This is a genomic window from Nocardia sp. NPDC056611 (genome assembly GCF_042792755.1).
Lineage (GTDB): Bacteria > Actinomycetota > Actinomycetes > Mycobacteriales > Mycobacteriaceae > Nocardia.
In genome coordinates, this window is sequence record NZ_JBHTVV010000006.1 from 1 (window position 1) to 12,682 (window position 12,682).

A 12,682-nucleotide genomic window follows, 5' to 3' on the forward strand; every position below is an offset into this window, starting at 1 on the left:
GGCCGCCCGCCGCTATGCCGCCCCCGGTCCTCTCGAATCTGAAAGTCCACTACACCCCTTGAGCTGGGATGTTGCGACCACTACTAGAACCCAAGCCTATCCAACGGGGCGTTCGTGTGTTCAGGGTAGGCGCTCGGCCGGGGCCGTCGGCCATATCCGGCGCTGATGGTGTGCCCTCGGCAGGATTCGAACCTTGACACCGAACCGGCGAGCTAGCGGCTCGAGCGGGGCGCCATCGCGAGCTCCCCACGGCGGGCAGCCCGCCGCCATCGCTGTCCGGATTCGATGGCACGCCTGATCTTGCGCACACTGGGTACCTGCGTGAGCAGGTGCAGCTGATACCGCCACGGCATTTGCCGCCCGTGCCGGACCGACATCGCATAGGCGAACTGCACGGCGCCGCGATCGAGATATCGGTCGGCGTGTTCGAACCAGACCATGCTGGTACGGGCGGCGGCCTGTATCGGGCGCAGTGCGGCGCGCCGCTGCGCATCGTAATTCTTCAGTGCGTCGGCGACCTCGGCATGCTCGTACAGGTTCTGTGCGAGCACGACAGCGTCGACGATTGCCAACCGGGTGCCTGAGCCGATGGTGAAGTGCGTCGTGTGCGCCGCATCGCCGAGCAGCACCACGTTGTCGTGATACCAGGTCTTGTTGGTCACCTCGGGAAATCGGCTCCACCTTGCGAATTCGCCTCGTGTCTTGCTGATCAACGAGTGACCGTCGAGAGGGCGGCCGAATATGTTCTCCAGAACCCGCACGTTCTCCAGATCGTCCAGGGAATCGAATCCCAGTCCATGCCAAGTCCGCGGTTGGCATTCGACGATGCAGGTGCTGATTCTCCCGGCAATCGACGGGTAGGCGTGAAACCAGATCCAACCGGCCGAGGTGTGTTCGAAGGCGAAGGTGAATCGGGTGAAGACCTTGTCCGTGCCGAGCCAGATATATCGATTCTCGCCGAGTGTGACCGACGTGCCGAAACGATGATCACCCAGCTGTCGTATCCGGCTGTTCGCGCCGTCGGAGGCGACGATGAGATCGAAATCGTCGAAGCCGGACAGATCATCCACGTTTCGCCCGTGCTGGACATCGACGCCCAGGTCCCTCGCCCGTCGCGAAAGCACGTCGAGCAAGGCCGCGCGCCCCATGCTGAACCCGTAGCCCCCGAAATGCGCGGTCTCGTTGTCGCACACATGGATTGCCTGTTCACGCCATACGACCGACCCGGCACGCACCGCCTGGGCGCTGTCGGGGTCATTCCGATACAGAATGTCGAGCAGGTCGTCCCAATACACGACGCCCCAGCCATAGGTGGATCCGGGAGGATCGCGGTCGATCACCGTGATGTCATGGGCCGGGTCGCGGCGCTTCATCGAAATAGCGAAGTACAACCCGGCCGGCCCGCCACCGACACATACGATCTTCATCTCGTCACCGGCTCCAGCCGAGTTGGTCGAACCTGGCTTCACATGGTGGTACTCGATGCGACCGAGCCCGGCACGCTGTGCGTGTCCGGGCTCGATCACCAGCGCTAGAAGCTGCCCCAGCCACCGGGTAGCCACCAGCCGGGATTCCATCCCCAGCCGTTGCCGCCACCCCAACCCCAGCCGTTGCCGCCCCAACCCCAGCCGTTGCCACCCCAACCCCAGCCGCCACCGCCCCAGCCGTGGCCGCCGCCCCAGCCGCCACCGCCCCAGCCGCCGCCGCCCCAGCCGTGGCCGCCGCCCCAACCAGGGCTGTCGACTTGCTGGGTTACAGACGTTGGCGTGGTTGCTTGCGCGGTAGGCGCTTTTGCCGCGGCTGCGGCGACCGGAATCGCGGCGAGTGCGGCTATACCGGCGGCAGCCGCCAGCCGGGTGAACCTTGTGCGTGAACTCTTTCTCTCGGTCATGATAGGGCTCCAAAAATGCTGTCCCGACCTGCTGGAAGTCTACGCGGTTTCGCCGAACTCCAGAAGACTTAGCATTGGCCCATATATAATGCCCGCCGCGTCCCGCTGGCCGCCGGCTCAGCTGCTACAGCAGCCGCCCCCACAGCAGCTGCCACCGACATCGTGGTCGCGAGGTTGCGTAGGCTCGCCGCGGCTGCGCGGGTCGTCGACGACGAGGATCTGGCCGACCGGTATTGAACACGTCGGAAGGCATTGCGGCGCTACCGATGCCAGCCGCGCAGCATCGGCCATCGCTGTCCACACCGAAGTCCGCTCGGCATCGTTGTGATGATCAGGATCCGGATCTGATGAAACCGCTCGCGGGGTCGGTCGGGTCGCGCCCCGCACGCCGAAGGCGCTGGCGCCGTGCGTCGTTCATCCAGGGTTTGACGTCGACCAAGGCGAGGCATTGCAACGGACACGTAGGTGTCGGCCGTTGGCGCGGGCCTTGCTCCGACTTGCGCCTGGATGTCCAGTTCCGCGACCGGCGCTCATGCTGAACTGGCACGTATCTGGCATTCAAACGCGCCGGTGCGCAAGTTGCGGGTAAGGATGTGCCCTCGGCAGGATTCGAACCTGCGACACCCGCTTTAGGAGAGCGGTGCTCTATCCCCTGAGCTACGAGGGCTGACCGCCCGGCCGTGGCCGGGTCGTCGGCAGTCTACCTGGTTGGGGGCTCGGGGGTCGCATCCGCTGGGTCAGCGGCGGGAGGCTTCGGATTCGAGGTAGTCGGCGGGGGTGAATCTGGTTGTTTTCCAGCGGAACAGGAGGGTGGCGCCGGGCCAGTTGTTGGTGATGCGGCCCGAGGCGTTGCGGTACCAGCTGGAACAGAAGTTCCAGGGGGTGTCCTTCAGTCGGCGCTGCAGCCAGTCGTCCCAGGACTGCTCCGCCTCGGGGGTGGCGGCCAGGTAGCGGCCGGGGCGGCGGGACAGGTAGGAGATGGCCTGTCGGATGTAGCGGGACTGGGACTCCAGCATGTAGATGATGGAGCCGGAACCGACGTTGGTGTTGGGGCCGTACATGAGGAACAGGTTCGGGAAACCGGGGACCGACATGCCCAGGAAGGCGCGGGCGCCCTCGGGGGACCACTCGTCGGCCAGTTTGCGGCCGTGCAGGCCGTAGATGTGCATGGGGGCCAGGAACTCGGTGCCCTTGAAACCGGTGCCGTAGACGATCACGTCGACCGGATGCTCGACACCGTCGGCGGTGCGAATTCCCTTGGGGGTCACGGCTTCGATGGCGGTGGTCTCCACCGTCACATTGGGCTGCGACAAGGCGGGAAAGTACTCGTTCGAGAACAGGCCGCGCTTGCAGCCCGCCGCGTAGTCGGGGGTCAGCTTGGCGCGCAGCGCCTCGTCGGGAACCTGCTTCGCGCGGTGCCGGTCGGCGATGGCGATCACCGGGGTCTTGATCGCCGGAATATCGGTGAGCGCCAACGCCATCACCTCGAAGAACGTCCAGATGGCGAACCGCTCGGCCAGCCGCGCGCCCGGCACGTACTCGAACAGGGCGTGATGCAGCGGGGTGTACTCGACGTCGAACTTGGGCAGCACCCACGCGGCCGAACGCTGGAAGAGCGTGAGGTGGTCGACCTTCGGCTGGATCGCCGGAATGTATTGAATGGCACTGGCTCCCGTACCGATGCAGGCCACCCGCTTACCGGTCAGATCTACCGAATGATCCCATTCGGCCGAATGGAACGCCGCGCCCGTGAAGGAATCGATGCCGGGCAGATTCGGCATGGCGGGGCGCGACAGTTGTCCGACCGCGGGAATCAGCACGTCCGCCAGATGGGTGACGCCGTCGGCGGTGCGGACCCGCCACATCGCGCTCGACTCGTCGAACTCGGCGTCCAGCACCTCCGCCCCGAACTCGATCTTGGCCGGCAGACCGTGCTTCTCCGCGACCGTGCGCATGTACGCGTGGATATCGGCCTGCTGCGAGAACCGCCGCGGCCAATCCGATTTCGGCTCGAACGACCACGAGTACAGCGGCGACGGCACATCGCAGGCCGCGCCCGGATAGGTGTTCTCCCGCCAGACCCCGCCGAGGTCGGCGGCCTTCTCCAGAATGGTGAAGTTGGTCAGGCCATGGCGCTGCAATTCCAGCGCCATACCGAGTCCGGCGAAACCGGCACCGATGATCAGAATGGACGGCTCTCGCTGCATACCAGCAACGGTAGAGCGCATTACCGCTGGTCATGCAGACATCGCCGGTCAGTGAATCGGTATTTTCGGCCACCGGGGATTGTGAGCCCGGGTTCGGATGCCGATTGTTGCCGGAATGCCGTTCTCGCCGCTCACTGTCCGGGTCAGTGAGCGCAGTCTGACCTGCGACGCTGTCCCCGACTGGACAGCCCGGTGTCACACTCCCTATATTCACGGAAGTCTTTGCTCCAATTTGCTTGTCCTGGTTAGTGATTGGCTATTCTGCGCCGCCGCAGGGGGCGTCGTCAGCGCGCCGAGTCGCTGATCAGGACCGCGGGGCCGGCTGGTCGTCGTGTTGGGCGGCGGCGGGTCGGCGACGGGCTGCGGACGGCGAGGGTGGGGTTCGTCGTCCGCAGCCCGAGACCTCGTCCCCTGACCCGGGACGACTTCCTCGCAGCTCATGTCCGAATTCGGCTAGGCTCGCCGCAAGTGACTCAGTTCACGTCACTCGTAGGCACATGCAAGGAGCGGTTGGGAAATGTTGAGCACCATGCAGGACGAGCAGCTGTCGCTGGCGACACTGCTGCGCTACGCGTCCACCTTCCAGGGCGACAGTCATGTCTCCACCTGGACCGGCGACGGATTGCGCACCCAGACCTATCGTGAGGTCGGCCAGGACGCGGCCCGGCTCGCCAACGCCCTGCGTGACCTGGGCGTCGGCGTCGGAGACCGGGTCGGCACCTTCATGTGGAACAACAACGAGCACATGGTCGCCTACATCGCGGTCCCCGCGATGGGCGCAGTCCTGCACGCCCTGAACATCCGACTGTTCCCCGAACAGCTGGTGTTCGTGGCCAACCACGCCGAAGACCAGGTCGTGATCGTCGACGGCTCGCTGCTGCCGATGTTCGCCCAGTACCTGCCCAACCTGAAGACCGTCCGCCACGTGATCGTCGCCAATGGCGACGCGGCCGCGCTCCAGGCTCCCGAGGGCGTCACCGTGCACTCCTACCGCGAGCTGCTCGACGCCCAGTCCGACAGCTACGACTTCCCGGTCATCGACGAGCGTTCCGCGGCCGGCATGTGCTACACCTCCGGCACCACCGGCGACCCCAAGGGCGTCGTCTACTCGCACCGCTCCAACTGGCTGCACGCCATGCAGGTGATCTCGCCCAACGGCATGGGCTTCGACGCCTCCGACACCGTGCTCGCCATCGTGCCGCTGTTCCACGCCAACGCCTGGGGCATCCCGTACGCCGCCATGATGTCCGGCGCCAATGTGCTCATGCCCGACCGCTTCCTGCAGCCCGCCCCGCTGCTGGAGATGATGGCCGCCGTCAAGCCCACCTTCGCGGCCGCTGTCCCCACTATCTGGGGTGGCGTGCTGGCCGGGCTGCAGGCGCAGCCGCAGGACATCTCGCATCTGCGCACCTGCGTGGTCGGCGGCGCGGCCGTGCCGCCGTCGATGATGCAGGCCTTCCAGGAGCGGCACGGCGTCAAGCTGCTGCACGCCTGGGGCATGACCGAGACCTCCCCGCTGGGTTCGGTCGCGCACCCGCCTGCCGGCGCCGAGGGCGACGAGGCCTGGAGCTACCGCTACACCCAGGGCCGCTTCCCGGCCGGCGTGCAGGCCCGCCTGGTCGCCGACGACGGCTCGGTGCTGCCCAACGACGGAGAAGCGCTGGGCGAGTTGGAGGTTCGCGGACCGTGGATCACCGGCTCCTACTACTCGCCGTCCGGCGGCGAGGTGGACCCGGACAAGTTCCACGACGGCTGGCTGCGCACCGGCGACGTCGGCAAGATTAGCCCCAACGGCTACCTCACCCTGGTCGACCGCTCCAAGGACGTCATCAAGTCCGGCGGTGAGTGGATCTCCTCGGTGGACCTGGAGAACGCGGTGATGGGCCACCCGGCCGTGGCCGAGGCCGCCGTCATCGGCATCCCGGACGAGAAGTGGGACGAGCGTCCGCTGGTCGCCATCGTGCTGGCCGACGGCTCCGCGGCCAAACCCGAAGAGCTGCGCGACTTCATCGCGCCGAAGTTCGCCAAGTGGCAGCTGCCCGAGCACTGGGCCTTCATCGCGGAGGTGCCCAAGACCAGTGTCGGCAAGTTCGACAAGAAGCGGCTGCGCGCCCAGCACGCCGACGGCTCGCTGACCGTCGTCACGCTGGCCTGATCGCTGTACCCGAGATACGGCTCGAGCCGCGTCCCCCTGGGGCGCGGCTCGAAAACAGGCGCCTGACCGGCGCGAATTCCTCCATATATAGATCAGTCCCCGGTAGTCTCCATCGAATTCGGAGTATCAGTCGTCGCTGATTACTCTCCATCCGACTGGCTTGCCGGGGGCCTGGCCGGATTCCTCGAACATGCCACCCATGTCTTTCGACGTCTCGTCAGACACTATGGCTCGCCCCGGTGTTCCGGTGTGAATTCAAGTGTCCCGCCGTGGGGATCGCCAGTCAATAGCTTGCGACTATTTGTCCTTGGCAGCGGACAATCCGTAGAGCACCGGGACGATCGGATCCGCGGGCGGGAGCCGCCACCAGCCGGTCTCGGTCGGCACCATCTGCGGCCAGCGCGGCCACGGCAGGGTGTCGGTCTCCGTCAGTCCGGTGATGCGCAGGCCCGCCTCGAGCAGCGCGGTGACCACCTCACCGAGACCGTGTCGCCATTCGTAGGCGGTGGTGTCGGAGGTGAGGTCCGGGCCGTCGGTGTAGGTGTGCGCGCTGTCGCGGCGTTGCGCGCCGCGCCCGGCCAGATAGTCGTCGTGCAGGACGAGCTGACTCGGGTCGACCTCCGGCGGCGGCGTGGGTCCCAGCGCGTGCAGCAGCGGATGGAATTCCACCAGATAGAACAGCCCGCCGGGTCGCAGCAGGTCGGCGACCACCCGCGCCCAGCGGGTCAGGTCCGGCAGGTAGCAGAGCGCGCCCTTGCCGGTGTAGACGACGTCGAAACTCTTCTCACCCAGGGCCTCTCGCGCGTCGTACACGTCGGCGCACACGTATTCGACGGCGTCTCCGGCCAATTCGCGGGCGTGCCGCACCGACTCGGGCGAGAAGTCCAAGCCCACCGCGCGAGCGCCCCGGCGCGCGAATTCGATTGTCTCCGTGCCCAGATGGCATTGCAGATGGGCGACATCGAGGCCGTCCACATCCCCCAGGGCATCCCATTCGAAGGGCGCGAACCAGTAGCTCGCATCATGATCACGGTAGAAACGGCTGGCGGCGTGGATGCCGGCGCGGGCATCCCAGTTCCGCCGATTCGCCGACAACGGATCTGTCACGGTCGCCATGATAGGCAGTTCCGGTCGCGGTCCCTGGCCCGTACGGTTAGTTTGAGGGCAGATGCCCGCAATCCGCAGGGGTGGACGAGGAGGTCCGGGGTGGAATCGAAACAGGGTGGTCAGGCATGACATTCGGGCTGATCAAGTCGGTGGGGGAGCGGGCCTACCTGGAGGCCGAATCCGCGCGCCTGGCCGTGGAAGCCGGGTTGGCGCGACTGGAATCCCCGGCCGTATTGCTGGCCGCCGCCACCGCCATGCTGCGCTACGGCACCCTGGCCGCCGGGCTGCGGCTGTCGGCGGCGCGCTACGGCAGCCGCACCGCCGTCATCGACGAACTGGGCGAACTCACCTTCGCCGACCTCGAGGACCGCTCCAACCGGCTCGCCAACGCCTGGCGCGAGCGCGGGCTGAAACCGCGTGAGGGCGTGGCCGTGCTGGCCCGCAATCACCGCGGCCTGCTCGACGCCATCTTCGCCGCCGCCAAGTGCGGGGCCCGGATCATCCTGCTCAACACCGATTTCGCGGCCCCGCAGATCCGCGACGTCGCCACCCGCGAGGGCACCGACCTGCTCGTCTACGACGACGAGTACGCCGAACTGCTCGGCGAGGTGCACCCCAAGCGCGGCAGCTACCGGGCCTGGACCGAGGAGCCGCGCGCGGACAGCCTCGAACACCTCATCGCCACCGGCTCACCGGACGCGCCGCCCGCGCCCGGGGCCGAACCCAAGATCATCCTGCTCACCAGCGGCACCACCGGCACCCCCAAGGGCGCGCCCCGCGCGGAACCGAAATCGCTGCTGTCCCTGGGTGGTCTGCTGTCCAAGGTCCCGTTCCGGGTGAACGAGGTGACCGAATGCTGTGCCCCCATGTTCCACACCCTCGGCTTCGCCTGCGCCGTACTGACCCTGGGCTTCGGCTCCACCCTGGTGATCCGCCGCCGCTTCGACCCGCAGGCCGCCATCGACTCCATGGCCCGGCGCCGGGCCACCACGGTGATCGCGGTGCCGGTCATGTTGTCGCGCATGATGGATCTGGGCGGCCAGGCGCTCACCGGGCGCGACCTGTCCGCGCTGCGCATCGTGTTCGTGGCCGGATCCCAGCTCGGCGCGCAACTGTGCCGGGAGGTGACGGCGGCGTTCGGACCGGTCGTCTACAACCTGTACGGGTCCACCGAGGTCGCCTACGCCACCATCGCCACCCCCGCCGATCTGGCCGAAGAGCCCGGCTGCGTGGGTAAACCGGTGCTGGGTGCGCGTGTGGAGATCCTCGACGAGCGCGGGCGGGCCGTGCCCAATGGCGCGACCGGACGCATCTTCGTCGGCAACAGCATCCAGTTCGAGGGCTACACCGGCGGCGGAAACAAGGAATTCGTGCGCGGGCTCATGTCCTCCGGGGACGTCGGCCACTTCGATGCCGCGGGACGGCTTTTCATCGACGGCCGCGACGACGACATGATCGTCTCCGGCGGCGAGAACGTCTTCCCGGCAGAGGTCGAGGAACTGCTCTACACGCATCCGGCGGTGCGGGAAGCGGCGGTCATCGGGGTCGCGGACGCGCAATTCGGCGCGCGGCTCAAGGCTTTCGTGGTCGTTCACGAGGGTCGGACCTGCACCGAGCCCGAGATCAAGGAGTTCGTGAAGGACAACCTGGCCCGGTACAAGGTGCCGCGCGAGGTGGTGTTCCTCGCCGAACTGCCCCGCAACCCCACCGGCAAGGTGCTCAAGCGCAAACTCCAGGAGGTCTGAGCCGCAGCCGCATCCGGCACCTGCCCTTCCGGCGGACCGCGCCGTATGCTGAGCATCGCAGTACGCGGTCGAGCCAGGGGAGGACAGGTGCCGGGGGCAGGTAATCTCGGCCACTATCGGCTCGTCGAGCTGCTCGGTCGCGGCGGCATGGGGCAGGTGTGGCTGGCCGAGGACACCCGGCTGGAACGGGAAGTGGCCCTCAAACTGCTCCCCGCGGAACTCGCCGCCGACGAGGACTACCGGCGGCGCTTCGAACGCGAAGCCCGGCTGGCCGCCCGACTACGCGGGCCGCACGTAGTGCCCATCCACGCCTTCGGAGAACTCGACGGACGGCTCTACATCGATATGGAGCTGATCGACGGCTCCGATCTGGGCAAGACCCTGCGCGCGGAGGGCGCGATGACGCCCGGGCGGGCTGTCGAACTCGTCTCGCAGATCGCCGAGGCCCTCGACATCGCGCACAAGGCCGGGCTGGTGCACCGGGATGTGAAGCCCTCCAACGTGCTCACGCTGCCCAACGGCTTCGCCTACCTCATCGACTTCGGCATCGCCCGCGGCGTCGGCCAGGCCACCATCACCGGCACCGGTGTGGCCGTGGGGACCTGGGCCTACATGGCGCCCGAACGCTACTCCGGCACCGAGGACCTGCGCTCCGACGTCTACTCCCTGGCCTGCCTGCTGTACGAAACCCTCACCGCCGCGAAACCTTTCGCCCATGCCGACCCGGTCCAGCAGATGGCCGCCCACCTCACCACCGACCCGCCCCGCGCCGCCGACCGCAACCCCCGGGTCACCGCGGCCCTCGACGCCGTCATCGCGCGCGGCATGGCCAAGGATCCCGACCACCGCTTCTCCTCCGCGGGCGCGCTGGCCGCCGCCGCCCGCACCGCCCTGGAATCGACCCCGGCCCCGCGTCAGGCCCCGCACCGCCGGGCCGAACCCACCGCGAAATGGGATGGTGCGGACCGCTTCCCGAGCCACACTCCCACCCCCGCATCCCAGTACACGCCCTACACCCCGCCTCCGGGATCGGCGAACCCCGGGTCGATCCCGGGCCGGGGTTCGGGCCCGAGCTCGGCGTCGGGCCCCGGCTCCGACTCGGCGTCCAGCCCCGGTTCGACGCCGGGCCCTGGGCCGGGCGGCCCGGCGTCCTACGGTCGCTCAGCAGTGGGCCCGGCACCGGCGCCGCAATCCAGAACTCCTTCGGGCGCAACGCCTCCGCCGAGCCGGCTGAACGCCGGTGCGACACCGCCGCCGAGCCGGTTCGGCGCTGGTACGCCGCCACCGCCCAGTCGAATCGCCGTGGGTGGGGCACTTCCGTCGACCGGCATGGGCGCGAGTGGAGGCATGTCGCCTGGGATGGGCTCGGGCGCAACGCCACCCCCCGGTGTTATGGGTTCGGGCGGTACGCCGCTGCCGGGTGTCATGGGTTCGGGCGGTATGCCGCTGCCCGGCGTGATGGGTGGGAGTGCGACGTCGCTGCCGGGCGTGATCGGTGGGGGCGCCGCGCCGCTGCCGGGCGGGACCGCGGCGGGCATGGCGAGGCAGCCGGGCGGCATGGGTTCGGCTGGGCGGGTCGAGCAGCCGATGACCGGCGCGATGGGGTTCGCGTCGCCGCATGCCGCCGGCTATGGCGGGGCGGTGGCGAAGCCGGTGCGGCGGCAGGGGATTCGGCCGTGGCAGCCGGTGTGGTGGGCGGTGCTGGGGTTAGGGGTGCTGTTCTTCGGGATCATGAGCGTCGGCGTGCTGGCGGTGACGTTCTCCGAAGGATTCGACGGCTGGCTGGAGACGTTGATCGCGTACCTGATCTTCGTCGCGCCATTCGCGGGATCGATCTGGGTGACGGTGCTGGAGGTGCGCCGGTTCCGGGCGCGGGGGTAGCGCGGATTCGGCGCGACCGGGTCGCGGTCGCGCCGAATCCGGATGGGGCGCTCAGCAGTTGCGCAGTTCCGGGCTCTGGTTGAGCAGTTGGGCCCGGGTGGAGATGAAGGTGGAGTAGGTGTCGCCGCCGACCGAGGCGAGCGGGAAGGCCGCGACCCGGTGGCAGTTCTGGAAGGCGAGCTTGATGCCGAAATGGCGCTCCAGGCCGCCGCGAATGGCATCGGAGGCCATGGCCCGCAGCAGCTGACCACGGGCCGTCTCGTCCGGCGGCGCGATGGTGTTGTCGGCGTATTCCGCCGTGCCGGAACGCAGATCGTCGGCTACCCGGCTGACGACCTCGTAGGCGTAGGGCAGCGAGTGACGGACGCATTCGACGAACTCTGCGTCGCTGACTTCACCGCGTTCGGCGCGCTCGAGTAGTGCGGTGGGTACATCGAGTGACATAACGCTCTCCTCATGGGATGGCGGAAGGTGTCAGCCGATTGTAGATGGAATCCGTTGTCAATAAGTCTGGATTCGCGACGAAAGTGCCCGCTCCAGAGCCTTTTTCGCGTCCGCGGTCAGGGTTCGGACCAGCTCGCCCGCCGGTAGCTCCGGCGCCAGCGCATGCGCCTGACCTGCCCAGAGATTCACCGCGTCGGCATTGCCCTCGGCCCGCGCGGCCGCCCGCAAAGGCCCGGTGGCGTAATGGATCTCGGGATAGGCGACCGGAGCGTCCTGATGCTCCACCAGGAATCGATTCCGCAGTCCGCGCGCCCGGCGTCCGGTGAAGGCGCGGGTCAGCATGGTCGGGGTGTCGGCGATGATCGCCGCGCGCACCACCGGCGCGGTTCCCGCCTCGGGGCAGCGCAGGAACGCGGTACCCAGCTGTGCGGCGGCCGCTCCGGCCGACAACGCGGCGGCCACGCCCGCGCCGGTCGCGATGCCGCCCGCCGCCACGATCGGGGCGTCCACCGCGTCGCGCAGCAGTTGCAGCAGCGTCAGCAGGCCCAGGGGGTCGGTGAGATCGTCGGCCGGATCGTCGACGAACACGCCGCGATGCCCGCCCGCTTCCGCGCCCTGCGCGATCAGCGCGTCCGCGCCCGCGGCCACGGCCCGGCGCGCTTCGGCGACGGTCGTGACCGTCACCCACACCTCGGTCCCGGCCGCCCGCAGCCGCGCGATCTCCGCGGCGGTCGGGCAGCCGAAGGTGGTCGACACCACCGGGACGGGGTCGGCGGTGAGCAGGTCGAGTTTGGCGTCCCAGTCGTCGCTGTCGTAGCGGGGCTCGCCGACGGGGAACTCGGCGGCCAGGCCGCCGACATACGTCTCGAATCGATCGGTCGGACTCGGTTCGGAGGGATAGAAGAGATTCACCCCGAACGCGCCGGCGGTGAGCGCCCGCGTCGCGGCGATCCGCGCGGCCAGCTCACTCGCGGGCAGATATCCGGCGGCAACGAAGCCCAGCCCGCCCGCGTCGGTCACGGCGGCGGCCAGCGCCGGGGTGGACGGCCCCCCGGCCATGGGTGCCAGGACGATCGGCGTACGCAACTCGTCGAGAACCATCTCACCATTGTGCCTTTTCGGTTACGGTTTGTGATCAAGGGTTCGAGTGCTCGAGCTGGCGTTATCGCACAGAAGGTTGCGAAATGGTCACAAGCGAGTACTGTTTCCATCACAGCGATGCCGAATCGTTACCGGACCCTCCGAACGCTAG

Annotated in this window: 9 protein-coding genes and 1 tRNA gene; 3 read left to right on the forward strand and 7 right to left on the reverse strand. The window is 68.2% G+C overall.

The window, feature by feature from the left end; translation table 11 throughout:
- Positions 1-212: 212 nt before the first annotated feature.
- From ACFRAQ_RS28250 to ACFRAQ_RS28265, 4 genes are all read right to left on the reverse strand, one after another.
- The gene (locus ACFRAQ_RS28250) at positions 213-1,577 is read right to left on the reverse strand and encodes an FAD-dependent monooxygenase (protein ID WP_379104983.1); all 1,365 of its coding nucleotides are present in this window, start codon (positions 1,575-1,577) and stop codon (positions 213-215) included.
- Positions 1,532-1,891 (reverse strand): hypothetical protein, encoded by a 360-nt coding sequence (locus ACFRAQ_RS28255; protein WP_379104985.1) that lies wholly within the window; start codon positions 1,889-1,891, stop codon positions 1,532-1,534. Before ACFRAQ_RS28255 ends, ACFRAQ_RS28250 begins: the two co-directional genes overlap by 46 nt.
- Before the next feature lie 594 nt (positions 1,892-2,485).
- Positions 2,486-2,558, reverse strand: a tRNA-Arg gene (locus tag ACFRAQ_RS28260).
- Positions 2,559-2,628: 70 nt separating this feature from the next.
- Positions 2,629-4,098 (reverse strand): flavin-containing monooxygenase, encoded by a 1,470-nt coding sequence (locus ACFRAQ_RS28265; RefSeq protein ID WP_379104987.1) that lies wholly within the window; start codon positions 4,096-4,098, stop codon positions 2,629-2,631.
- 517 nt (positions 4,099-4,615) lie between these two features.
- Here ACFRAQ_RS28265 and ACFRAQ_RS28270 point away from each other — a divergent pair.
- A complete protein-coding gene (locus ACFRAQ_RS28270; protein WP_379104989.1) occupies positions 4,616-6,253 on the forward strand; it encodes a long-chain fatty acid--CoA ligase in 1,638 nt (545 codons plus the stop codon).
- 297 nt (positions 6,254-6,550) lie between these two features.
- Here ACFRAQ_RS28270 and ACFRAQ_RS28275 read toward each other — a convergent pair whose 3' ends face one another.
- Positions 6,551-7,369 (reverse strand): class I SAM-dependent methyltransferase, encoded by an 819-nt coding sequence (locus ACFRAQ_RS28275; protein ID WP_379104991.1) that lies wholly within the window; start codon positions 7,367-7,369, stop codon positions 6,551-6,553.
- A 116-nt stretch (positions 7,370-7,485) separates the two neighbouring features.
- On the opposite strand from ACFRAQ_RS28275, the gene ACFRAQ_RS28280 reads away from it, so the two are divergent.
- Positions 7,486-9,105: an acyl-CoA synthetase gene (locus ACFRAQ_RS28280; RefSeq protein ID WP_379104993.1), complete on the forward strand. Its 1,620-nt coding sequence runs from the start codon at positions 7,486-7,488 to the stop codon at positions 9,103-9,105.
- Between the two features lie 87 nt (positions 9,106-9,192).
- On the forward strand, positions 9,193-10,986 hold the full coding sequence (locus ACFRAQ_RS28285) for a protein kinase (protein ID WP_379104995.1): 1,794 nt from the start codon (positions 9,193-9,195) through the stop codon (positions 10,984-10,986).
- A gap of 51 nt (positions 10,987-11,037) precedes the next feature.
- Here ACFRAQ_RS28285 and ACFRAQ_RS28290 read toward each other — a convergent pair whose 3' ends face one another.
- Complete coding sequence (locus tag ACFRAQ_RS28290; protein WP_379104997.1) at positions 11,038-11,430, reverse strand: SCO5389 family protein; 393 nt, start codon at positions 11,428-11,430, stop codon at positions 11,038-11,040.
- Positions 11,431-11,487: 57 nt separating this feature from the next.
- Positions 11,488-12,531: a nitronate monooxygenase gene (locus tag ACFRAQ_RS28295; RefSeq protein WP_379104999.1), complete on the reverse strand. Its 1,044-nt coding sequence runs from the start codon at positions 12,529-12,531 to the stop codon at positions 11,488-11,490.
- Positions 12,532-12,682: the final 151 nt, after the last annotated feature.